Source organism: Herbidospora sakaeratensis, assembly GCF_001570525.1.
GTDB classification, from domain to species: Bacteria; Actinomycetota; Actinomycetes; order Streptosporangiales; family Streptosporangiaceae; genus Herbidospora; species Herbidospora sakaeratensis.
The window spans coordinates 255158-278516 of the sequence record NZ_BBXC01000008.1; the positions used below are offsets into that span (position 1 = coordinate 255158).

Here is a 23359-nt window from a genome sequence, read left to right on the forward strand (position 1 = left end):
GCTCAGCCGGCGTCCCGGCAGGCGCGGTAGAAGTCGCGCCACTCCTCGCGTTCCCGGACGACCGTCTCCAGGTATTCCTGCCAGACCACCCGGTCGGACACCGGGTCCTGCACGACCGCCCCGACGATCCCGGCCGCGACGTCGGAGGGCCGCAGCACCCCGTCGCCGAAGTGGGCCGCGAGGGCGATCCCGCTGGTCAGGACCGAGATCGCCTCGGCGGTCGACAGGGTGCCGCTGGGCGACTTGACCTTGGTGCGGCCGTCGGAGGTCACCCCCGAGCGCAGCTCGCGGAAGACCGTGACGACGCGGCGGATCTCCTCCAGGCCCGCCGGGGTCTCGGGCAGTTCGAGCGACCGGCCGAGCTGGGCGACCCGGCGGGAGACGATCTCCACCTCCTCCTCGGCCGAGGCCGGGACCGGCAGCACCACCGTGTTGAACCGGCGGCGCAACGCGCTCGACAACTCGTTGACGCCCCGGTCGCGGTCGTTGGCGGTGGCGATCACGTTGAAGCCCTTGGACGCCTGCACCTCCTCGTTGAGCTCGGGGATCGGCAGCGTCTTCTCGGACAACACGGTGATCAGCGCGTCCTGCACGTCGGAGGGCATCCGGGTCAGCTCCTCGACCCGGGCCAGCCGCCCTTCGGACATGGCCCGCATCACCGGGCTGGGCGTCAGTGCCTCCCGTGAGGGGCCCTCGGCGAGCAGGCGGGCGTAGTTCCAGCCGTAGCGGACGGCCTCTTCCGCCGTTCCGGCGGTGCCCTGGACCAGCAGGGTCGAGTCGCCGGAGACGGCGGCGGCCAGGTGCTCGGACAACCAGGTCTTGGCGGTCCCGGGCACGCCGAGCAGCAGCAGCGCCCGGTCGGTGGCCAGGGTGGCGACGGCGACCTCGACGATGCGGCGCGGGCCGATGTACTTGGGCGTGATCACCCCGCCGGGGTGGCTCGCGTCGCCCAGGATGTACGTGGTCACCGCCCAGGGCGACAACCGCCAGCCGGGCGGGCGGGGCCGGTCGTCGTGCTTGGCCAGGACGGCCAGTTCGTCGGCGTACTGGTCTTCCGCGTGGGGCCGCAGGACGGTGGGGGTCGTCACGAGAACTCCTTGATCATGTCGGAACGGAAGCGGAGCAGGGCGGCGGCGGTCTGCAGTTCGCCGGTGTCGGGCAGTTGATCGAGGTCGTAGTCGCCGGCCGGATCGAGCCGCTCGCCCGCCAGGCGGGCCAGTTCGCCCGCGTTCCACGGCTGGCTGGAGGCGATGTCGGCGACCCGCTGGAGCACGGCCGCCGCGAGCGGCCCGCTCCACGGCCCGGGCACCCCGCCGAGCATCATGATCAGTTGGCCGTCGACGTTCCCGGCCCGGACGATCTCGGCGGCCCGCCACGACCGCTCGTCGGGCGGCAGGACCGCCAGCAGGTCGGTGAGCGGCTCGACGTCGAACAGGGCGCGGGCCCAGACGGGGTCGTCCTGCAGGATGGCGGCCCGGATCCAGCCCATGTGGATCTCCCGGGCCCAGTCGCCGATCGTCATGCGGACCAGCTCGGCGGGCTCGGCCCCGAGGTGGCCGGGCCAGAACCGCAGCGGCGTGTGCGCGATGACCTGCTGCAACCACCAGCTGCGCGGCCCGGTGCCGGCCGGCGGCCGCGACCGCACGCCGTCGCGCTCCATGACGGAGTCGCAGGCCGTCGGCGCGACCGCGCTGAGCCGGGAGCCGTCGCGCACCAGCAGCGGCGCGGCCCGCGCGGCCATGCGCTGGCCGAGCCGGGAGTCGGGCAACTTGGTGAGCAGGTCGGCGGCGGCCTGCCGGACCTCGCGGCGGCGGTCGTCGAGCGCCTGCTCCAGGAACGGCTCGTCGGCCATGGTCAGCCCGTCGGCCAGGACCGCGACGAAGGCGGCCCGGTCGTCGGGGTTCTCCTTCGGCCAGGTCACTTCGAGCAGTTCTCTGGCCTCGTCGGCGGAGGCCGCCCGCAGCGCGGCGAGGAACGCCTGGCGGTCGCCGCGGGTGCCGAACTCCCACGGGCCGTGGTCGAGCCCGGCCGGCACGTCGCCGGAGCTCTCCTGGAGGAGGTAGCCCCACTCGGGGTTCAGCTGGGCCAGCCAGCGCCCCCGGGCGCCCGCCACGACCGCGAGGTCGGCCCGGATCGACCGGTCGCGCGCCCCGGCCGCCAGCAGCTGCGGCAGCAGCCGGGCCGGGACCCGCGACGACCGGCGGGCCGCCAGGCCCAGCCATTCGGGCAGCACCCGGGAGAACTCCCCGGCGAGCAGCCGGGCCAGCCGGTCGGCGGCCTTGGCCGGCACCGGCGGCGCGCCGTCGCCGGGCGCCTCGGGGAGCGGGCTGCCGCCGCCGGGCCGCTCCCCGGCCCTGCGGGCGACCACCTGGGCGGCGGCCTGTTCGAGCAGGTCGAACGGGGAGTCGAGGCCCCGGCGCTCGGTCCCGACGAGAGCGGTGGAGACCAGTTCGTTCCACCCGTTGCGCCGATCGAGTCTCACAGGACCACCACCTCGTCGTTTTCGTCCCACGTCGTGAGAGGACGCAGGCCGTCGGGAGTCCATTCCACGGCGGCCGTCACCGGGCGGCCGCCCGAGACGGCGACCAGCTTCCACGGGTCGCCCGCCGAGGGGTGGAGCCGCAGGCCCTGCCCCGAGTCGCCCACCAGGCACCACTCCTTGCCGTCGCGCCCGACCCGGGCGCCGGTGATCACCAGCGGCCACGATTCGGTCCACGGGTCGCGGGTCAGCACGTCGGCGACCAGCTGCGGCACGCCCTCGACGGCCACCCCCGAGGCCGGGGCCCTGGCGGGCACCGCCGCGCCGTAGCGGTCGGCGATCAGGGCCCGCAGCGGCGCCGCGCCCGGGTAGTAGGAGACGTCGGCGTCGACCCGGGTGCCGAGCACCAGCGACGCGTCGAGCGGCTGGCCGGGCGGCGCGAACGACAACACCAGGGCCACCCGGCCGGTCGCCCGGCCGTGGAGCCAGACCCGCCGCGACAGCAGCCGGTCGCGTTCTTCGTCGCGCAGCGCGATGACCTGCCATTCGTCGCGGATCGGCGGCAGGGCCAGCACGGTCTCCCTGGCCACCTGGTAGCCGACGCGCTGGCGTACGGTCTCGCGCAGGTCGCCGGGCAGCTCGGCGGCCCTCCGGTGGGCCACGGCCAGCAGGTGGACCATGGCGTACTCGCCGAGCAGCCGCCCCGGCCAGTTCTCGTCGCGGAAGACCCGCGTGAGGCCGGAGAAGGTGCCGGCCAGCCCGGGGGCCTGTGCGTCGACGAGCCGTTTGGCCAGGTCGCTCCACTCGGCCAGGCCGGTCTGGCGGGCGTCGGACAACCCGCTCGCGACCTGGTCGGACAACCAGCGTTCGAGCTCGGCCAGGCCGGCGGTCACGCGTTCTTCGCGCTGCCGGGCGCGGCCCTCGTCGGGCTTGCCGGCGGCGGGCTCGGCCTTCTTCTCCGCCGCCTTCTCGGCCTTCGCCGCACGCTGGGCGAACCACTCGGCCGCCCAGGGGGCGAGCTCGGCGGCGGGCGGCACCCCGTCGGCCGACCACAGCAGGAGCAGGCCCAGGGCGTGTTTGCACGGGAACTTGCGGCTGGGGCAACTGCACCGGTAGGCGGGCTCGGACAGGTCGACGCACGCCTGGTAGGGCTTCGACCCGGACCCGGCGCACTCGCCCCACAACGCCGAACCGTTCACCCCCATGGCGGACCACTTCCTGGGCGCGCTCACCCCGCCGGCCGCCTTCTGCGAGGCGGCGTCGGGCGCGAGCGCCAGCACCTGGTCTCGACTCCATCGTTCGGTCACGCGCCGCACCCTAGCCGCGCCGGGCGACAAAACGTGCAAGATCACGAAGAGGGCCCGGGGTTCTGTCGGTGTGACGTGCCATACTCGCAGCGTGGTGGGCCGAAAGACACAAACCGGGCTTGTCGGGCGGGGGTTCCAGCTCGACCGGTTGTCCCGGGTGCTCGACGCCGCGATCGGCCGCATGGCCGGGGTGGCGCTCGTCGGCGGCGACGCCGGAATCGGGAAGACACGCATCGTCTGCGAGCTGAGCACGATCGCGCGGGAGCGCGGTTTCACCGTCCTGGTCGGGCAGTGCGCCGAGCTGGGCAACGCGCTGCCCTATCTCCCGCTCGCCGACGCGCTGCGCAGCGCCGATCTCCGGTCGGCGCTCGAATCGCGGCCGGTGCTGCGGAGGTTGCTGCCGGGGGCCGACCCCGACGGGTCCGACGCGCTCAGCGGGGCGCTGGCCCAGCAGCGGCTCTTCGGGGCGACGCTGAGCCTGCTGGGCGAGCTGGCCGACGAGCGGCCGGTGCTGATGGTCTTCGAAGACCTCCACTGGGCCGACCACTCGACGCGAGACCTGCTGGTCTTCCTCACCCGCATGCTCCAGCGCGAGCGGGTGGTCCTGGTCGGCACCTACCGGACCGACGACCTGCACCGCCGCCATCCGCTGCGGCCGGTGCTCGCCGAGCTGCAGCGGTTGCCGCTGGTCGTGCCGGTCGAGCTGCCGCCGCTCGACGACGAGGCGATGGCGACCCACCTGACCGCCCTCGGCGGCGGGAACGCGGGCCTGATCGGCGGGGTCGTCGGGCGGGCCGGCGGGAACCCGTTCTTCGCCGAGGAGCTGCTCCAGGCGGCCTCGAGCGGCGACCGGCTGCCCGCGACGCTGGCCGACCTGCTGATGGCGCGGGTCGAGGGGCTGTCCGACACGGCCCAGCAGGTGCTCCGGGTGGCGGCCGTGGCCGGGCGGCGGGTCGACCACGACATGCTGCGCGCGGCGGCGGGGCTGGCCGACCGGCCGCTCGAAGAGGCGCTGCGCGAGATCGTCTCGCGCGGGCTGCTCACCGTCGACCAGCACATCGGCTACGACTTCCGCCACGCCCTCCTCCAGGAGGCCGTCTACGACGACCTGCTGCCGGGCGAGCGCACCCGCCTGCACATGACCTTCGCGGCCCTGCTGACCGAGTCGGGCGGCCGGGCGGCCGAGCTGGCCCACCACTATTCGGCCGCCCACGACGTGCGGGGCGCGCTGATCACCTCGCTGGAGGCGGGCCTGCGGGCGACCCAGATGGGCGCCCCGGCCGAGGCCAACCGGCACTTCGACCGGGCGCTGGAGGTGTGGGAGCAGGTCCCCGACGCCGACACGCTCACCGGCACGACCCGGGCCCGGCTGATCCTCGACAGCGCCGCGGCGGCGGCCGACAGCGGCGACAACCACCGGGCCATCGCCCACCTGCGGCGGCTGCGCCAGCTCGTCACCGAGCCGCAGCTGGTCGCCGAGACCAACGAGCGGCTGGCCTGGTACCAGGCCGACGGCGACGACTTCCACGGCATGGCCGAGGCGGCCCAGGCGGCGGTCGACGCCGTCGGCGACGGCCCCGAGACCCCGATGCTGGCCCGCGCCCTGGCGACCCACGCCCGCACCTTGTGGATCGCCGAACGGGTGATCGACGCCCAGGAGGCCGCCGCCCGCGCGCTCGAGGTGGCCCGGCGCACCGGGTCGATCGAGGCCGAGTCGGCGGCGCTGGTGTCGCTGGGCATCCAGCAGGAGTCGCTCGGCGATCCCGACATGGCCGAGGAACTGCTGTCGATGGCGGCGGCCAAGACGTCGGGGTCGTTGTCGATGGACCTGCGGGCCCGGTTCAGCCTGGCCCGGCTGCAATACGAACGGGGCGACCTCGACGCGGCGGCCGAGTCGGCCGAGGCCGGGTTGCAGGTGGCCCGCGAGAACGGCCTGATGTGGAGCACGTTCGGCACCGACCTGCGGTTCCTGCGTTACCTGATCTCGTTCGCGGCCGGCGACTGGGACGCCGCCGAGAAACGGGCCGCGATGTTCGGCGTGCGGGTCGGCACCCCTCCCGAGGCGCTGCTGTCGTCGTTCGCCCTGTTCGTCGAGGTCGGCCGGGGGCGCGCGGTGGCCGCCGAGCGGCTGCGCTGGCTGGAGCCGTTCTGGGGCGCCGACGACCTGGTGACCTACATGACCCGCGGCATGGCGGCCGAACTCGCCCTCTGGCAGGGCGACCCGAAGGAGGCGCTCGGCCACGTCGACGCGGTCGTGAAGGTGCAGCAGCCCTACGACTCGGGCCTGATCCGCGTCTCGGCCATCGGCCTGGCCGCCCTCGCCGACCTGCCGCCGGGCGACCCGGCCCGCGAACGCGCCGACGAGTTCGTCGAACGGGCGCGTTACGCCGCCACCCACGGCCCCACCGGCCCGTGGAACACACTCGGCCCCGAGGGCCGAGGCTGGGCGGCCCGCGCCGAGGCCGAATGGCACCGGTTGTCCGGCACCGCCACCCCCGAGGTGTGGGAGCGCGCACTGGCCGCCTTCGACGGCGGCTTCCCCTACGAGCAGGCCCGCAACCGCTGGCGGCTGGCCGAGACCCTTCTTGAGACGGGCGACCGCGACCGGGCCCGCGCCGAGTGGCAGCAGGCCGTCGAGGTGGCCGACCGCCTGGGCGCCGCCCCCCTCCGCCACGCCCTCGACCTGCTGGGCCGCCGGGCCCGCTTCACCACGCCCGACTCGGCCGAGCCGGTCCGGGCGAGCGTGCTCGACGCCCTGACCGGGCGGGAACGCGAGGTCCTGGCCCAGGTGGCGGCGGGCCGCTCCAACCGCGAGATCGGCGAACGCCTCTTCATCAGCCAGAAGACGGCGAGCGTCCACGTGTCCAACATCCTGGCCAAACTCGGCGCTACCACCCGCACCCAGGCCGCCGCCATCGCCCATCAGGAAGGCGTGAGACCCCCCGCCGACTGAAACCCCACGCCGCCGTCGTGGTGCCGGTCCGCTGAGCCGCCGAGGTCCCGCGCATGGTCGTTTTCGTTACGGCTCCCGCCCACCCCGAGACGCCACGACCACCCGGCACCCACATCGGGCCGGCACCGCGACCGCCCGGCCGCCGGGAAGATCGATACTCTCGGCGTGCACGTGCCGCTGGAGGGAGCCGACATGCAGAAGCCGCCGCTGGCCGAGGAACTCGGGCTGGAGCCCCATCCCGAGGGTGGCTGGTTCAAGGAGACCTGGCGGTCGCCCGTGATGTTCTCCCCCGACGGTTACGACGGCCCGAGGCACAGTGCGACCGCCATCTACTTCCTCCTCGAACCCGGCGAGGAGTCGGCCTGGCACGTCGTCGCCTCGGCCGAACTCTGGTTCTGGCACCGCGGCGGCCCGCTGGTCCTCACCTTCGGCGGCGACGGCGACCACCCGGAGACCGGGGAGAGCGTCGTCCTCGGGCCCGACGTCGAGCGGGGCCACCGGCCCCAGGTGCTCATCCCGCCGGGCGTCTGGCAGGCGGCCCGGCCGGCGGGCGACGAGGGCGTGCTGGTCAGTTGCGTCGTCTCCCCCGGCTTCGAGTTCGCCGACTTCCGGCTGGCCGACTAGGCACACCCCACGTCGCCGGCCTGGCCTTCTTCCGGCCGGCCGGCAAAGCACACCGCACGTCGCCGATCCGGCCTCGGCCGAGGAGCACCCGAGGCGATGACCCGCTATCCGCGGGGGGAGGACGGGCGGCTCGTGATCTGGGCGTGCAGGTGCATGTCGTGCCAGCCGTTCGCGTGCAGCAGGGCGCTGTGCAGGATGCCCTCCAGCACGAAGCCCGCCCGTTCGGCCACGCGGCACGACGCCGGGTTGGCGATGGCGTGGCGGAGTTCGAGGCGGTGCAGGCCCAGGTCGTCGAGGGCCCAGCGGGTCACCTCGGAGACCGCCGCCGTGGTGCCGCCCCGGCCTCGGCCTTCGGGGAGGGTCCAGTAGGCGATCTCGCCCAGGCCCAGTTCGAGGTCGACCAGGCGAAGGGCCACCCGGCCCACGGGACGGCCGTCGCGTTCGACCACCCACGACGCGCCGGTCTCCAGGGTCCAGCGGGCGCGCCAGCGGGCGATCACGGTCGCGGCCCTGGCGGTGTCGGCCTCGTGTTCCAGGTTCCACAGGCGGATGTCGGGGTCGGCGAAGGCGGCCATGACGATCGGCTCGTCGCCCGACTCGCGGAAGGGGCGCAGCAGCAGGTCTGCGGTGGTCAGCGACGGCTGGGGGCGGTCGCGCATGGAACCGGCGGGGACGACCTCGGGGATGACGTACACCCGCCCATCTTGCCGCCCGGAATAGGGTGAACAGCACGCGCACGACGAGGAGGTCGCACGATGACCCGGCAGATCGTTTCCGTCATCGGAGGGAAGGACGAGCCGACCGGCACGCCCTATCTGTCCCGGAACCCCGCCCGGTTGAAGGAGGTCGTCGCCGAGGTCGCCCTGGCCGACGCGGCGACGTTCGCGGCGGCGTGCCGGAACGCCGCCGCCGCGCAGCATGACTGGGCGCGGGTGCCGGCGCCGGTGCGCGGGCGGGTGATCGCGTCGATCGGGCGGCTCGTGGAGGCCAACGCCGAGGCGCTGGCGCGGCTGGTCAGCGAGGAGATCGGCAAGCCCTACGCCGAGGCGCTGGGCGAGGTACGGGAGATCGTCGACACCTGCGACTTCTTCATCGGCGAGGGGCGGCGCCTCTACGGGCAGACCGTTCCGTCGGAGATGCCCGACAAGAACCTGTTCACGTTCCGCACCCCGGTCGGGGTCGCGGCGGTGATCACGGCGGGGAACTTCCCGGTGGCGGTGCCGTCGTGGTACCTGGTGCCGGCCCTGCTGTGCGGGAACGCGGTGGTGTGGAAGCCCGCCGAGTACGCCGCCGCCTCGGCCGCCGCGCTGCACCGGATCTTCTCGGCCGCCGGGCTGCCCGACGGGGTGTTCAACGTCGTCTTCGCCGACGGGGCGCAGACCTTCGCCGGGCTGGAGACGGCGCTCGGCGAGGGCGTCGTCCACAAGGTGGGTTTCACCGGCTCCTCCGAGGTCGGGCGCACGATCGGCGAGTTGTGCGGGCGGCACCTGCAGTCGCCGTGCCTGGAGCTGGGCGGCAAGAACCCGATGGTCGTCATGCCCGACGCCGACCTGACCCTCGCCACCGAGGGCGCCCTGTTCGCCGGGTTCGGCACCGCCGGTCAGCGCTGCACCTCGCTCGGCACGGTGATCGTCCACGAGTCGATCCACAACGACTTCGTGGCCCGGTTCACGGCCGCCGCGCAGTCGGCGTATGTCGGCGATCCGGCCCGCAAGGTGCTGATGGGCCCGATGCTCGACCAGAAGTTCGCCGACCGTTACGAGGAGTTCCTGACCTGGATCGGCGACCACCACACGGTCACCGGCCCGGTCGGCCGCATCACCGAGTCGAACCCGTGCGGCCACTTCCTCGGCGACGACCCGAACGAGGGCCTGTTCTACCACCCGGTGATCGTCGACGGCGTCCGGCCGACCGACCGGCTGTTCCTGGAGGAGACGTTCGGCCCGATCGTCGGCGTGACCACCTTCTCCACCCTCGACGAGGCGATCGAGCTGGCCAACCTGCCCGGCTACGGCCTGTCGTCGTCGATCTACACCCGCGACCCGCAGGCGGCCTTCCGCTTCCGGGCCGGGGTGTCGGCCGGGATGGTCAGCGTCAACAACTCGACGTCGGGCGCGGAGGCGCACCTGCCGTTCGGCGGAAACGGCAAATCGGGCAACGGCAGCCGCCAGTCGGGCATGTGGGTGCTCGACCAGTTCACCCGCTGGCAGGCGATGAACTGGGACTATTCGGGCCGCCTGCAGAAGGCCCAGATGGACGTGGCGGAGATCGTCCCCGACCTCGAATACAAAATCTGATTTTTCCGTTACGGCTCCGCCCACCCCGGCGCCGCCCGCCGCTCCGGCCCCGCGCCGTATCCGGCGGCAACCAACCGCTCAGCCAACTCGCCGCGACGTGAAAAGGTCCGGCCCCCACGCCGGAGCCGGACCTTTTCAGCCTGTGGTCACGCGCAGCGGGAGACCAGGTCCCAGTAGCCCGAACGGGTTTCCTGGAGGCTGCGCTGGGTGCTGCCGGTGAGGCCGAGGTAGTCGTTGGAGCCCTCGGCGTACACGAGGAAGAAGAACTCCACGTAGGCCCGGCCGGCCGAGACGTGCGTGTTGTTCGTCGCGGTCACGCACTTCTTCGCGGGCGCGGTCGGCGTCGGCGACGCCGAGGGGCGCGGCGAGGAGGTGGGGCTGGGCGAAGCCGATGGCGAGGGCGAGGCCGAAGGCGACGGGGTGGGCGTCGGCGACGGGGTGGGCGAGGGCGACGGGGACGGGGACGGGGTGGACGTGCCGCCCGACGTGTTCAGCAGGACGTTCGGCGAGCCGCTGCCCGGGTTGGTCACCGCGCCGGTCACGCCGTTCTTCACCAGGGTGTCCCTGATCTGCGCCGGGGTCGCGGTCGGCGTACCGGAGAGAACGAGGGCGGCCGCCCCCACGACATGGGGGGTCGCCATGCTCGTGCCGCTGATGGTGCTCTTGGCGGTCGGCGAGTTGTACCAGGCCGAGGTGATGTCGGTGCCGGGCGCGAACAGGTCGAGGCAGTCGCCGTAGTTGGAGTACGACGCGCGGGCGTCGTTCTTGGCCGTGGCCCCGACCGTGATACCCTCGGGCACCCGCGACGGCGACGACGAGCAGGCGTTCATGCTGCTGTTGCCGGCCGCCAGGCCGTAGGTGACGCCCGACTTGATGGAGTTCTTCACGGCCGTGTCCACGGCGGTCGAGGCCGAGCCGCCCAGCGACATGTTGGCGACGGCGGGCTTGGCCGCGTTGGCGGTCACCCAGTCGATGCCGGCGATGACCCCGGAGTTGCTGCCGCGCCCGGCGCAGTCGAGCACCCGCACGCCGACCAGTTTGACCTGCTTGGCCACCCCGTAAGCGGTGCCGCCGACGGTCCCGGCGACGTGGGTGCCGTGGCCGTTGCAGTCGGTCGCGTCGTTGTCGCCCGACACGAAGTCCTTGCCGGAGACGGCCCGGCCGCCGAAGTCCTGGTGCGTGGTGAGGATGCCGGTGTCGATGATGTACGCCGTCACCCCCGACCCCGTCCCGGAGTAGGTGTAGCGGGAGTTCAGCGGAAGGGCCCGCTGGTCGATGCGGTCGAGGCCCCACGACGGCGGGTTGGCCTGCTCGGCGTCGATCGTCACCACGGCGTCCTGCTCGACGTAGGCGACGTCGGGGTCGGCGGCGAGCGCGCGGGCCTCTTTGGCGGTGGCGTTGATGGAGAAGCCCTTGATGGCCCGGTTGTACACGTTCTTCACCTGACCGCCGTTCTCGGCGGCGAGGTCGCGGGACTGGGCGCGCACGTCCGCCGTCGGCTTCAGCACGACGATGTAGCTGCCGGGGATCGCGCCGGGGTTGTCCGTCCCCGCCACCACGGCCGTACGGGCCTGGACGGGGGCGGCGAGCGACGCGCCCGCGAGCGCGGTGGCCGCAAGCAGCGCCGCGACTCGGGGGATTCGGTGCATCGGGGGTCCTTTCCTGGGTGGCGCACGCATACGAAAGGCCCGAATGAGGGCATGACGAAACGCCAGGTCAGATAGGGCGGAACTAATCGCCTGTGCTGAGCTTCCAGGAAATTTCCGGTCAAAACCGGCGGTATATCATTTCCGGTCTGAGGCCCTGAGGGCGCGCACGACTGCTAGTACAGTCGGCAGTTCGTCGTCGTCGAGGGCCTCGACGAGGTCGCGCAACTGCTGCCTGATCGCCAGTGGATCATGTGCCAGCCAGCGCCCCCGAGGCCGCCGCGGCCCGAGCAGGGCGACGAGCGAGTCGGCCGGCAACCCGAGGATCGACTCCAGCTCCCGCACCGCCGCAAGTGAGTGCGACCGCTCCGGACGGGAGCGGCCGCGCTGCCAGTTGCTGAGGCTGGCCAGGCTGACGTGCGCGCCGCGCTCGGCGAGGCGCACGTGCAGGCGTTCCAGCGACAGCCCCCGGGCCGCGATGGCGGCCCGGAGCGCACGTTCGAACGGGCCGGTGCGGAGCAGGACGGCGAGCTCCCGTTCGGGGCCCCGCGACCGGTCGTTAATCACACATGCCACGTTTACACCGGTAAGGGTAGCTAGTCCATTACTGCCGGGTGATCTTCACATCATCGACGGCGGCCTCGACCAGTGAGGCGGTGCCGGTGTCGGCCGCGCTGACCGTGATCTGCACGTTCTGGCCCGCGAAGGCCGCCAGGTTCACCGAGGCCGTGGCCCACGCGCCGTTCCGGTTGCTGGCCGCGCCCAACTGCTGGAAGACCTGGGTGCCGTTGACCGACACGCGCAGGTAGTCGGTGTTCGAGGAGTTGCTGCCGTGGGCTAAGTACCAGGAGAACGACAACGTCAGGGTGCCCGTGGCGGGCAGGGCGATCTGCGGGGAGCGGATCGAGGTGACGCCGCCGTCGAGGTCGTAGTCGCCCGCCGAGGCGCCCGCGAGCGGGCCGGTGACCAGGTCGAACGAGCCGCTGACGGTGGTGCCGAGCTGCTTGGCGCCGCTGGAGGTGGTGGCGTCGGGGTTGGCCCGGACGAACTGGCCGATGGTCGCGGTGTCGGTGCCGAGCGGGTTGGCGGTCCAGGAGGAGCCGGCCTCGAAGTCGTCGCTGTAGACGGTGGTGACGGGCGGGCCGCCGCCGCAGTACTGCGACTGCTTGCCGATCACCTTGTAGACGCAGTCGGCGTTCTCCAGGAGCAGCAGCGTGGCCTCGCGGTTGCGGGTGGTCTGCGGCACGATCGCCTCGTCGGGCGGGTAGAAGCCGGGGTTGGACGCCACCGGGTACATCTCGAACGTGTACGAGAAGATCTTGTACGCGCCCCACATCCAGTCGTCGATCGAGCCGTCGGTGATGTAGAGGTCGCTGGCCTGCTCGGGGGTGTAGTTGTTGGTGGCGGCCATCTGCTGGCCGAGCACGGCGTGCGCGTCGCGGTCGTCCTGGGTCAGGCCGGGGGCGGTGTTGGCGGTGGTGTAGCCGTAGGGCCACAGGATCAGCTCGCCGTAGGAGTGCCAGTCGATGTGCGCCTTGATCTGCTGCGTGCCGCCGACGACGCGGCCGCGGACGAAGTCGGCCACGGCCTTGACCTCGGGCGCCGACTCGGCCGACGGGCCGCGGTAGGTGTCGGAGGAGGTGGTGCCGGACGATCCGCCGCAGCAGCCCCAGTTGTAGGCCCAGTTGCGGTTCAGGTCGGTGCCGATCGCGCTCGACCCGCTGTTGGGCTGGCGGTTCTTGCGCCAGCTGCGGTAGGAGCCGGTGGCGATGTCGTACTCGCTGCCGTCGGGGTTCATGTTCGGGACGATCCAGATCTCGCGCGAGTCGACGATGTTCGTGATGCGCGAGTCGGATCCGTAGGAGTCGGTGAGCAGGTTCATCAGGTAGATCGCCATCTCGACGGTCAGGTGCTCACGCGCGTGCTGGCTGTGGGTGAACAGCACCTCGGGCTCGTTCTCGTCGGTGGCGACGTTGTCGCTGATCTTCAGCGCGAACAGCTCCCGGCCCTGGTACGACGTGCCGATCGACACCTTGCGGATGATCGACGGGTGGGCCGACAGGGCCGCGTTCACCACCGTGTTGAGCTCGGCGAAGTTGTGGTAGGCGCTGTCGGCGGGCGGGAAGTCGAGCGGCTGCGGCACGACGGGGGCGAGCCGGTTCGGGGCGGCGGTGACGGTGTGGCCCAGGGCCCTGATGGCCGCGACCTCCTCGGCCGACGCGGTGACGACGATCCGGTCGGCGGCGACCTCGTCGATGGCGGCGCCCGTCCGGGAGACGGCGGTGCGCTGCTCCTGGGTGCTCACTCCATCGACGGTGTACTGGCGGTTGGGCGGGGGTTCGGCCCCGGCTCCGGCGCTCGTCAGGCCCGTGGTCAGGACCAGGACGATCAGCGTGAGAACGACTGTCAGGCGCTGCTTCATGTCGACAAAAGTGAATCGGCCCCGCCACGGAGGCAAGGCCGACTCACGATCTTCCGGCAAGTCCGTCGTCCCGAGCGCTCGGGACGGCGGGGGCTTGCGGCAATTCTGTGTTTTCTACTTCTCCCGGCCGTCGTATCCGAGCAACCTCATGGCCACTTCGGGGTCCATCGCGGCGGCGAGGAGCTGGGCCCGTTCGTTCGCCCGGTCCCTGGCCTCCTCGGCACGCCGCCGGTTGGCCTGCTGGGCCCGGATCACCCCGACCACGATGGCCAGGATGGCGACGAACCCGAGCAGGATCAGGAAGAACACGATGACCGTGCCGGTCGCCAGGCCCGGCACCACCTCGGTCGCGCCGTTCATGGAGCCGCCGGACACGGCGATCACCACGAGCACCAGCGCGGCCAGCGCGAGCGCCGCCCCGAACAGCCCCCAGAGCAGACCGCGTGACCGCGAGCTCTCGGGCCTGCCCGCCGCCGCGTCGGGCGGCGGCGGAGGCAGCGGCACGCCGTTGCCGTTCGTGCTCGCCCACGGGACGAAGTCGACCGACCCGTTCCCGTTGCCGTTGACCGGCACGACCTGGCCGGGCGTCGCCGGGGCGAAGACCGGGATCCCGGCGCCGCTGTGCATGAGCACCGCCGCCGGTTCGAGCGCCAGCACGCGGGACGCGGGCTGCGGCAGCGGAACCGTGACCTTGGTGTGTTCACGGTGGGCCGTGACGGCCGCCTCGTGGTAGTCCTCGAGGTCGCGCTGGAAGTCCTCGTCGGCGTAGACGGTGCCGTCGATGAGCGGGCCCGCGGTCCGCTCGATGACGGCCATCACGTCTTCGCCGTTGAGGGTCTTGTGGGTCTCCAGGGCGTGCGCGACGGCCAGCACCTCGGCGCGGTTCTCCTTGAGGAGTTCCTCGGTCTTCTCCAGCATCCTGGTGAGCAGGAACTCGATGCGGGTCGAGGCGCCGCCGGGTTCGATCTCGTTCTGCCGGTCGGACAGGTTGGGCGCGAGGAACCCGATCGTCCCGCCCGGCGACTTGCGCCGCTGGTCGGGGCTGCCGATGGAGGTGAGGCCGAGTTCCTGCAGCGCGGGCAGCGCGGAGACGCCGGCGCCCATGCCCCAGTGGGTCTCCATGAGGCCCGCGACGTAGGTCGCGCTCATCAGGTCGCCCGAGACGCCGGAGGAGTTGTCGTCGCCGAAGAACATGCGCTCACCGGCCAGCGAGGCGACCGACACCATGATGTCGCTCTCGTGCTCCGACCTCCATCGGGTGAACTGGTCCTCCGGTTTGATGCTGGAGACCATGCCCAGGTAGTCGGCGCCCTTCTCGATCGTCGCGATGTCGATCTCGAGGTGCTGGCGGGTGCGGTAGGCGACCACCGCGTGGCAGGCCTCGTGAACGGCGACCGCGTGCCGCTCGCGCTCGATGTACTCGACGTCCTCGGGCGGGCCGAGTTGCTTGAGCCGCTTGGCCTTGGTGACGTCGGCCCAGGTGATCACCTCGCGCCCGTCGCGGATCGCGGTGATCAGGGACTCGTTCACCAGGTCCTTGATGGTCGCGCCGGTGGCGTAGGGGGTGATCGTGGAGAGCTTGTCGATCTGCTCGTCGGTCAGCTCGTGCCGCACCTTGTCGAAGTAGCCCTGGTAGGTGCGGATGCGTCCGGGCTTGGACGGATAGCCGACCTTGTAGATGCGGTCGATGCGGCCGGGCCGCAGGAGCGCCTCGTCGAGCGCGTTGGGCATGTTCGTCGCCATCATGACGAGGATGCGGTACTTGGGCGGCGGCTTCGGGCGCATGCCGAGCAGTCGCCGGACGTGCCGGTTGACGATGCCGCGCGGCTTCTTCAGACCCGACAACTCGGTGAGCAGGGCCTGCAGGGTGCCCATGTCACCGCCGCCGCCCATCATGTTGCCGCCCATCATGAAGCGGCTGCGGCGGCCCGTGTCGGGCGCCTCGGCCGCACGGGAGGCGGTGAACGACTGCTGGAACAGCGTGGTCTGGGCGCCTTCGGACAGGTAGGAGAAGCCGTGGCAGGCGTCGCCGAAGGCGGGGCTGAAGCCCCGGCCGGTCTGCGGGCCCTGCTGGGCGAGTGAACCGCGGCGGCCGAGCGAGTCGGCCTCGTCGAAGAAGACGATGACGCCGCCGTACCGGAGAGCCAGTTTGCGCAGCTTGCGGAACAGCGACTTGACCTTGAGGATGCCGATGCCCATGAACATGTTCGTGAACGCGCCCGGGTCGACGAAGACGTAGGGCTTGCCGGTCTCGCCCGCGACGGCCTCGGCCATCAGGGTCTTGCCGGTGCCGGGCGGGCCCCACAGGAGGAGGCCGCTGGGCACGTAGCCGCCGCGCTGCTCGATCTCGTCGGGGCGCTCCAGGAAGACGATGTTCTCCTTGACGCGCTCGACCACGTGATCCTGGCCCCAGACGTCGTCGAAGCGCGTCTTGATGTCGTCGGGGAAGTAGGTCTCGACGCCGCCTCGGGAGAGGAACCAGAAGAGGCCGATGAACTGGAACACGATGAAGAAGAACGCGAAGGCGAGCTGCGCGATCATCGGCATCGCCTGCCACAGCAGCGCCGGGGCCTGGAACAGCGCCATGATGGGCGACACGTCCCCTGGCAGGACCTCGGCGAGGATGAAGGCGATGAGCGTGATCCAGAAGACGACCTTGATCGCCCGCGACAGCCGGTAGCGGGTCCAGTCGCTGAACCTGCGGTGCACCCAGCGGTCGAAGCCGCCGAAGATGCCCTTGGTCCACAGGCGGTGGTAGCCGGCGGAGCGTTCGGAGATCAGGAAGTGGAGCTGGCGGAGCAGGTCGATGCCGATCAGCCAGAGGATCCAGCCGGTCGCGTCGGCCTGGTAGACCAGGGCGTCCCAGAAGGTCATGACGCCTTCGAACTCACCCATCGTCTTGACGGTGAGGATGAGGAAGGCCGAGACGAGGAAGATGATGATCTTGGAGCGATCCCAGAACGCCATCTTCTTGCGGGTGCGCGGGTCCCTGTCGTCGGGACCTGATCCGGGTGGCCGGAGGCCCTCGTATTGCGGCGGGGAAGCCGTCTTCATATGGGCTCCTTACCCGAAGTTGTTCTTCACCTTGAACGACTGCGCGATCGAGTCGAGCTCGGTCTGGCGCTGCTGGAAGCAGGTCGCGGAGCACCGGATCAGGAGCGTCGAGACCTTGCCGCCGTCGGATGACACCCAGCTCGTCTGCTGGAAGGTCTGCAGGGGGCCGCCCATGTAGCGGAGGCTGAACTGCATCCGGACGCCCTTGGCGCCGTTGTCGCCTTCGAGCACGTCGTCGGCGGTGAGCTCGAAGTTCTTGTACGGATACTGCTTGTTCTCCTCGTTCGCGGCGCGTTCGGCGGCCGTGGCCGTGACGGGGAAGTTCAGCAGGGTGCGCAGGGCGTTGAGCGACACGTCCTGCTGCTGGTCGTCGGTGAGGGTCTGCACGATCGCGAACGCGAACGGTTCGTCCGCGCCTCCCGGCCCGCCGGTCAGGAAGTGGTCGATCGACGGCTGGGTGTGGCCGTCGTAGGCGGCCGTCCAGATCCGCTGTTTCAGCACCTGGGAGGTGGCTGAGGCCGGATCGCCGAGGAACGCGGCGTCGACCGACTTCTGGTCGACCTTCTGCCAGGTGTTCGGAACTTTGAAGTAGGTGCTGCCGCCCGAGTCACGGACGAATGTGTATTGCGAGCCGCCGCATCCGGCCAATCCGGCGATCATCGCGACGACCCCGAAGGCCGCCGCCGCGCCGGACCCCGCCCGCCATCTCTTCACAGGGCCATACCTCCGCTTTGCGGGTCTACGAGGTAGTAGTGCCCGTTTTCCAAGTATCCCCTTACCGGGACTGTTGTTACATCTTGGAAAACTTGACCAAATCTTGCCCGGAGCTTAGCTGCATTTGTGACGTGATCATAGAGCGGCGGGGACCGCTGGCTCGAAAAGTCAACTTTTTGCGGCAGCGTAGGCTTCATGCCGTAAGCCAGGCGTAAGCGGCACTTTCCCCCAGATCGACCGTTGATGCACGAACTGCCGAAGCCTACGTGATGCGAGCCGTCCGGACGAATCGGCACCCCCTCCGACCTGCGACGACCCGGAATCCCTGCTGATTATCGACGCCCGCTTATGCCTGCCATCTCACGATGCGGTCGACACCGGCAGCAGAAAGGCAATATCGGCCTTATCGAAAGGCAGGAATCGCGGCATACCGGAACCCCGGTAATCGACCGGCTGGGGGCGGCCGCGTAGCCCGCGAGCAGGGTGATCAGCGGGCGGCTAGGCTGCGGGCCATGCCCACCGCACTCGTCACCGGCGCGACCGCCGGGATCGGCGCGGCGTTCACCCGCCGCCTGGCCGCCGACGGTTTCTCTCTCGTGCTGGTCGCCCGCGACCGCGACCGGCTGGCCGAGCAGGCCGCGTTCCTCGGCCGCCGCTACGGCGTGCGCGCCGAGGTGCTGCCCGCCGACCTGTCGGACGACGACGGCCTGAAGGTCGTCGAGGAGCGGCTGCGCGAGGGGGTCGACCTGCTGGTGAACAACGCCGGGTTCGGCAACCGGGCGATGTTCCTCAGCGCGCCCGTCGAAGACGAGCTCACCATGATGAAGGTGCACTGCGAGGCGGTGCTGCGGCTCACCTACGCGGCCCTGCCCCACATGCGGGCGAAGGGCCGGGGCGGGGTGATCAACGTGGCCTCGGTGGCGGCGTTCTTCACCCGGGGCACCTACGGCGCGTCCAAGGCGTGGGTGGTCAACTTCAGCGGCGCGGTCGCCGCCGAGACCTCCGGCGACGGCGTGCGGGTGATGGCGTTGTGCCCCGGTTTCGTGCACACCGAGTTCCACCAGCGGGCCGGCATGGACACCACCAGCATCCCGGAGTTCCTGTGGCTGGAGGCCGACCCCGTGGTGAAGGCCGCGATGCGCGACCTGGCCCTCGGCAAGGTGGTCAGCGTGCCCGACCTGCGCTACAAGCTGGTCGTCGGCGTGGGCCGGCTGCTCCCGCAGAACCTCACCGCGCGCATCTCCACCCAGATCGGCCGCCGGTTCAGGTAGCCGGGCCCACTGCCAGGGCGATCATGACCGGGTCTCCTCGTGCAGGCGCAGGTAGAGGGCCGACACGTCGTCGACGAAGCGCGACTGCCCGAAGTAGAGCCCGGCCCGCTGGGCGGCGGCGTCGCCCAGGCGGCCCGCGTAGCCGGGGTCGCGCAGGACACGCACGACCGAGGCGGCCAGCAGCCCCGGGTCGGGGTCGGTGAGCAGCCCGGTCACCCGGTCCTCGACGACCTCGGGCACCCCGCCGACGCGCGTGGCGACCGCCGGGACCCCCGAGGCGGCGGCCCTGAGGAGGTCCAGCGGGATGCCCTCGTAGTCGCTGGTCAGCAGCATGACGTCGGCGGCGGCGTGGATGATCTCCAGGTCGGTGCGGCGGCTGAGCCAGGCGACGGCGTCGCCGAACCTGACCGCCTTGGCCCGCAGGTCGGCGGCCAGGTCGCCGCCGCCGCAGACGAGGATCTTCGTCATCGGCAGGCCGCGCAGCACCAGCGCGACGGTGTCGAGGAACCGGTCGGGCCGGCGGTTCTTGGTCACCTTCCCGACGAACGCCACCACGGGGAGGTCGGCCGGCAGCCCCAGCCGGGCCCGCGCCACCTCCCGGGCCGGCCGGCCGGCCATCCGCACGCCGGGGCGGATCACGGCGTACTGGCGCGACGTGCCGACCCCGGCGGCGAGCAGGTCGTCGCGGACGTGGGCGCAGTCGGCGATCAGCCGGTCGCTGACCCGGGCCAGCCGCCGCTCGACCGCGGCCCGGCGCGGCTGGACGTCGAAGGTGTGCACCCGCGCCGGGACCCGGGCCATCGTCGCGGCCAGCCGGCCGAGCGCGCCCGCCCTGGCGGTGTGGGTGTGCACGATGTCCGGCCGGAACCTGCGCATCTCGGTGACCAGCCGGGCCAGCGCCCGGGGGCTGTCGTCCGGGATGGTGTGCGCGCGTTCGTGCATCGTCGTGGTGTAGAGGCGCTGCTCGAACCGGCCGGGATCGAGGTGGTCGAGCAGCGTGACGGCCTGGAGCGCGGGCCCGCCCGCGTCCAGTCCGGTGATCACCCGCATGACCCTGATGCGCTCGCCCATCACTGGCCCCCGTTTCGACCCTGTTCCGGTATGTCTGCCCGGCGGGCAGTCTCGTTGAGTTGAGGCCGCTTTGGCGGCTCTGAGCAGCGCGAATGTCATGCGCTTGCGAAGGGTTAGCGGCTCGTTTGCCATGGTGGGCCGGTTCGCCCCGATATGCGGCGGGCGGCCGGGCGCGCGACGCCCGTCCCGGGTATGTGCGCGGGTCGCCAATAATCCGCAAAAGGCGGCGCAAGCCCGCGCGTGGCTGCGCCGGCCGGTGTCGGCGTCGTCTCTACCGTCTCTCTCGCCCACTGACAGCGAGGAGCACCGTGGCGCACCAACTGATCACCGGGGGCGGCGGCTTCGTCGGCTCGCACCTGACCGGGGCCCTGCTCGCCCGGGGCGACACGGTCACCGTCCTGGACGATCTGTCCACCGGGTCCCCCGCCAACCTGCGGCACCTGCGCGGGCATCCGGCGTTGCGGTTCGTCCAGGGGTCGGCGCTGGACGCCCCGCTGGTCGGCGACCTGGTCGGGGGGTGCGACGCGGTCGTCCACCTGGCCGGGGGCGAGGTGGTGCTCGACGCGGCCCGGCGGCACGACCGCAAGGTGCTGGTGGCCACCGACGACCACGCCGCGGCCTTCTCCACCGGGGAGGCGCCGCGCGGGGCGACGTACCGGACGGAGAAGGACCTGCTCGTCGTGGTGGCCCGGCTGTTCGACGTGGCCGGGCCGCGGCAGCGCGACGAGCACCTGGTGCCGAGGCTGGTCCGGCAGGCGCTCGCGGGCGTCGACCTGGTGCTGCCCGGCGACGGGTCGCAACCACGCTGCCTCACCCACGTCCGCGACGTCGTGGCGGCGCTGACGCTGCTGCTCGACGAGCCGTTCGCCCTCGGCGGCATCTTCGACGTGGGCGCCGACGACGCGGTCAGCGTGCTGGAACTCGCCAAGGCGATCGTCGAACTGGCCGGGAGCGCCTCGGGCGTCACCTTCCACGGCGGCCCGCCCGAGCCCGGCTTCCGGGTCGCCGACGCCTCGCGGCTGCGGGCGCTGACCGGCTGGCGGCCCCGGCGGAGCCTCGACGAGATCCTGCTCGACACGATCAGCGAGGCCCGCGTCCGGTGAACCCCGCGATCGTGCTCGGCACGGCCGTCTCCGCGACCGTCGTGGGCGCCCTGGCCGTCGAGCCGCTGCGCCGCCTGGCCCTGCGGGTCGGGCTGGTCGACCATCCCGGCGGGCACAAGGCGCACCGCGCCCCGACCCCGTGCCTGGGCGGCCCGGCCATCATCCTCGGCACCGCCGTCGCCGGCGTGGCCGACGACCCCCGCGTGCCCGCCCTGTTCTTCGGCGGCCTGGTGTTCGCCCTGGTCGGCCTGGTCGACGACGCCCGCCCGCTGGGCCGGCTGCCGCGCCTGGCCGTGGAGACCCCGACCGCCCTGCTGGTCGCGGTCAACGGGGTGCGGGCCGACCTGACCGGCGTGCCGTGGCTCGACGTGACGCTGACGGCGACCTGGCTGGTGTTCGCCGCCAACGCCTTCAACCTGCTCGACAACATGGACGGCGCGCTCGGCGCGGTGACGGCGGCGACCGGCCTGACCCTGGGCGCCGCCGCGCTGGCCGCCGGGAGCGGGCCGGTCGCCCTGGTGCCGTTCGCGCTGGCCGGGGCGGCGGCCGGGTTCCTCCTCCACAACTGGACCCCGGCGCGGGTCTTCATGGGCGACTGCGGGTCGCTCTTCGTCGGCTTCATGGTCGCCGGGTGCGCGCTGCTGATCTTCGACGGTCCTTTCCACGCCCCGGCCGGGGCGCTGCTGACCACGTTCACCGCGACCGTCGACACCGGCGTCGTGCTGCTCGCCCGCGCCCTCCACCACCGGCCGCTGACGCGCGGCGGCACCGACCACGTGGCCCACCGGCTGCGGCGGGTCGGGCTGCCGACGACGGTGATCGTCGGCGCGCTCGCGACCGGCGCGGCGGTGAGCGGCGCGCTCGCGGTGGCCATGACACTCGGCGTCTTGTCGCCCCTGGTCGCCCTGTTCGGCGCCGGGGCCGCGGCGGTCGCCGGGGTGCTCGCGTTCCAGCAGGTGGACGTCTACCGGACGGCGGTGACGGTATGAGGGAACATCTCCGGCTCGTCCGCCGGGGCTGGTGGATCCTGCTCCTGGCGGCCGTCGGCGGCGCGGCGGGCGGGCTGCTGGTGACCGGCCACATGCCGGTCAGGTACGCGGCGGCGGTCTCGCTGATTGTCGACCAGAAGGGCTCGGCCGACCCGCTGTCACAGCAGCGGGTGAAGTCGTACGCCCGCCTCGTCACCAGCCGCCGGGTGCTCCAGGAGGTCGCGGCGGCCGAGCTCGTCGACCCGGCCACGCTCGACGTGCGGTCGGAGGTCGTGCCCGGCACGGTGCTGCTGCGCGCCATCGTCACCGACGGCGACCCGCTCCGGGCCGCCCGCGTCGCCAACCGCATCGGCGGCGAGCTCAGCGGCCTCATCCACACGCTGGAGAAACGCTCGGTGATCGGCGTCACCGTGGTCGACCGGGCGACCCCGCCGCTCCGCCCGGTCTCGCCGCGTCCCCCGCTCAACGTGGCCGCCGGGATCCTGCTGGCCCTGGTCTTCGCCTACGGCTTCCTCATGCTGCGCTCCCGCCTCGACACCACGATCGCCGACAGCGACGACCTCGCCGCGGTCACCGGCGCGCCCACGCTGGGCGTCATCGGGCGTGGCCGCCCCCTGATCGCGACCGGCCACCGGGCCGAGGCCTACCGCGCCCTGCGCACGAACCTGCAGTTCGTGGGCGTCGACGGCCGCCCCCGCTCGCTGCTGGTCACCAGCTGCGGCACGGGCGAGGGCAAGTCGACCCTGGCCGTCAACCTGGCCCTGGCGGCGGCCCAGACGGGCTGGCGGGTCGCCCTGGTGGACGCCGACCTGCGGCGACCCTCCCTGGCCCGCTACCTGGACCTGACCGCGCCGATGGGCCTGGCCGACGTGCTCGCCGGCTCGGCACGGCTGCCCGAGGCGCTGCGGCGCTGGCGCGACGTCGACGTGCTGACGAGCGGCCGGGTGCCCACCGACCCGGGCGGGCTGGCCGGCTCGCCCGCGATGCGCCGCGTGGTGGCCGACCTCACGGCCGACCACGACCTGGTGATCGTGGACGCGCCCCCGATCCTGCCCGTCACCGACGCCGTGGCGCTCGCGACGGCGTGCGACGGGGTGCTGCTGGCCGGCCGCGCCGGCCGGACCCGCCGCGAATCGCTCGCCCAGGCGGTGGGGCAGCTCACGCGGGTGCGGGCCCGGGTGGTGGGCGGCGTGCTGACCTTCGCCCGCGTCCGCCCCCGCTCGCCGTATCCGGAGAACCGGATGACGTTCCAGTAGGCGCGACCGTTCACCGTCAGCCGACCCCAGAAAGGGTCGGCGGCAGGAAGTCCGTGCCCAGCCGATGAATTGTCCGCACCGGAGGAAACATCGCCGCAAGGCCCGGCCGTTTTGACGAAAAGCGCATGCGTCGGCGTGACGAATGCATTCCCGATGGAAATCAACGGCGCATT

General features: G+C 72.3%; 17 protein-coding genes. 7 read left to right on the top strand and 10 right to left on the bottom strand.

Annotated elements, in window-relative coordinates; all coding sequences use genetic code 11:
* Nucleotides 1-2 precede the first annotated feature (2 nt).
* Genes AW271_RS06960 through AW271_RS06970 form a run of 3 tightly spaced genes read right to left on the bottom strand, consistent with a single transcriptional unit; the run spans nt 3 to nt 3786 of the window.
* Nucleotides 3-1088, bottom strand: coding sequence for an ATP-binding protein (locus AW271_RS06960; protein WP_062333737.1), 1086 nt, complete (start codon nt 1086-1088; stop codon nt 3-5).
* Nucleotides 1085-2482: a DUF5691 domain-containing protein gene (locus AW271_RS06965; RefSeq protein ID WP_157553945.1), complete on the bottom strand. Its 1398-nt coding sequence runs from the start codon at nt 2480-2482 to the stop codon at nt 1085-1087. Before AW271_RS06965 ends, AW271_RS06960 begins: the two co-directional genes overlap by 4 nt.
* Nucleotides 2479-3786, bottom strand: coding sequence for an SWIM zinc finger family protein (locus AW271_RS06970; protein ID WP_062335256.1), 1308 nt, complete (start codon nt 3784-3786; stop codon nt 2479-2481). The genes AW271_RS06965 and AW271_RS06970 overlap by 4 nt, the downstream gene beginning before the upstream one ends.
* A 91-nt stretch (nt 3787-3877) precedes the next feature.
* On the opposite strand from AW271_RS06970, the gene AW271_RS06975 reads away from it, so the two are divergent.
* Entirely contained in the window at nt 3878-6739 is a 2862-nt protein-coding gene (locus tag AW271_RS06975; protein WP_062333739.1) for a helix-turn-helix transcriptional regulator, read from the top strand.
* A gap of 165 nt (nt 6740-6904) precedes the next feature.
* Nucleotides 6905-7363 (top strand): cupin domain-containing protein, encoded by a 459-nt coding sequence (locus AW271_RS06980; RefSeq protein ID WP_245652972.1) that lies wholly within the window; start codon nt 6905-6907, stop codon nt 7361-7363.
* 104 nt (nt 7364-7467) lie between these two features.
* Here AW271_RS06980 and AW271_RS06985 read toward each other — a convergent pair whose 3' ends face one another.
* Complete coding sequence (locus AW271_RS06985) at nt 7468-8058, bottom strand: GNAT family N-acetyltransferase (RefSeq protein WP_245652973.1); 591 nt, start codon at nt 8056-8058, stop codon at nt 7468-7470.
* A gap of 60 nt (nt 8059-8118) precedes the next feature.
* On the opposite strand from AW271_RS06985, the gene AW271_RS06990 reads away from it, so the two are divergent.
* Nucleotides 8119-9660: an aldehyde dehydrogenase family protein gene (locus AW271_RS06990; RefSeq protein ID WP_062333741.1), complete on the top strand. Its 1542-nt coding sequence runs from the start codon at nt 8119-8121 to the stop codon at nt 9658-9660.
* 146 nt (nt 9661-9806) lie between these two features.
* On the opposite strand, the gene AW271_RS06995 is transcribed toward AW271_RS06990, so the two are convergent.
* The 5 genes from AW271_RS06995 to AW271_RS07015 form a co-directional block, all read right to left on the bottom strand.
* Nucleotides 9807-11309 (bottom strand): S8 family peptidase, encoded by a 1503-nt coding sequence (locus tag AW271_RS06995; RefSeq protein WP_063817898.1) that lies wholly within the window; start codon nt 11307-11309, stop codon nt 9807-9809.
* A 135-nt stretch (nt 11310-11444) separates the two neighbouring features.
* Complete coding sequence (locus tag AW271_RS07000) at nt 11445-11882, bottom strand: hypothetical protein (RefSeq protein ID WP_218007991.1); 438 nt, start codon at nt 11880-11882, stop codon at nt 11445-11447.
* Nucleotides 11883-11910: 28 nt separating this feature from the next.
* Complete coding sequence (locus AW271_RS07005) at nt 11911-13728, bottom strand: M14 family metallopeptidase (protein ID WP_062333743.1); 1818 nt, start codon at nt 13726-13728, stop codon at nt 11911-11913.
* A gap of 114 nt (nt 13729-13842) precedes the next feature.
* The gene (locus AW271_RS07010; RefSeq protein WP_062333748.1) at nt 13843-16782 is read right to left on the bottom strand and encodes an AAA family ATPase; all 2940 of its coding nucleotides are present in this window, start codon (nt 16780-16782) and stop codon (nt 13843-13845) included.
* Between the two features lie 9 nt (nt 16783-16791).
* Nucleotides 16792-17496 (bottom strand): hypothetical protein, encoded by a 705-nt coding sequence (locus AW271_RS07015; protein WP_062333751.1) that lies wholly within the window; start codon nt 17494-17496, stop codon nt 16792-16794.
* Between the two features lie 512 nt (nt 17497-18008).
* On the opposite strand from AW271_RS07015, the gene AW271_RS07020 reads away from it, so the two are divergent.
* Entirely contained in the window at nt 18009-18767 is a 759-nt protein-coding gene (locus AW271_RS07020) for an SDR family NAD(P)-dependent oxidoreductase (RefSeq protein WP_062333753.1), read from the top strand.
* A 21-nt stretch (nt 18768-18788) separates the two neighbouring features.
* On the opposite strand, the gene AW271_RS07025 is transcribed toward AW271_RS07020, so the two are convergent.
* Entirely contained in the window at nt 18789-19838 is a 1050-nt protein-coding gene (locus AW271_RS07025) for a glycosyltransferase (protein ID WP_062333756.1), read from the bottom strand.
* A 308-nt stretch (nt 19839-20146) separates the two neighbouring features.
* On the opposite strand from AW271_RS07025, the gene AW271_RS07030 reads away from it, so the two are divergent.
* Genes AW271_RS07030 through AW271_RS07040 form a run of 3 tightly spaced genes read left to right on the top strand, consistent with a single transcriptional unit; the run spans nt 20147 to nt 23186 of the window.
* Nucleotides 20147-20941, top strand: a complete 795-nt coding sequence (locus AW271_RS07030) for an NAD-dependent epimerase/dehydratase family protein (RefSeq protein WP_245652974.1) — start codon at nt 20147-20149, stop codon at nt 20939-20941.
* Nucleotides 20938-21930, top strand: a complete 993-nt coding sequence (locus AW271_RS40575) for a glycosyltransferase family 4 protein (protein ID WP_062333759.1) — start codon at nt 20938-20940, stop codon at nt 21928-21930. Before AW271_RS07030 ends, AW271_RS40575 begins: the two co-directional genes overlap by 4 nt.
* Nucleotides 21927-23186, top strand: coding sequence for a tyrosine-protein kinase domain-containing protein (locus AW271_RS07040; RefSeq protein WP_062333762.1), 1260 nt, complete (start codon nt 21927-21929; stop codon nt 23184-23186). The genes AW271_RS40575 and AW271_RS07040 overlap by 4 nt, the downstream gene beginning before the upstream one ends.
* The last annotated feature ends 173 nt before the right edge of the window (nt 23187-23359 follow it).

Coding starts and splice junctions, on each gene's coding strand:
- AW271_RS06990 (WP_062333741.1), top strand. CDS start 8,119: ATGACCCGGCAGATCGTTTCCGTCATCGGAGGGAAGGACGAGCCGACC.
- AW271_RS07025 (WP_062333756.1), bottom strand. CDS start 19,838: ATGGGCGAGCGCATCAGGGTCATGCGGGTGATCACCGGACTGGACGCG.
- AW271_RS07010 (WP_062333748.1), bottom strand. CDS start 16,782: ATGAAGACGGCTTCCCCGCCGCAATACGAGGGCCTCCGGCCACCCGGA.
- AW271_RS07005 (WP_062333743.1), bottom strand. CDS start 13,728: ATGAAGCAGCGCCTGACAGTCGTTCTCACGCTGATCGTCCTGGTCCTG.
- AW271_RS07040 (WP_062333762.1), top strand. CDS start 21,927: ATGAGGGAACATCTCCGGCTCGTCCGCCGGGGCTGGTGGATCCTGCTC.
- AW271_RS07020 (WP_062333753.1), top strand. CDS start 18,009: ATGCCCACCGCACTCGTCACCGGCGCGACCGCCGGGATCGGCGCGGCG.
- AW271_RS06995 (WP_063817898.1), bottom strand. CDS start 11,309: ATGCACCGAATCCCCCGAGTCGCGGCGCTGCTTGCGGCCACCGCGCTC.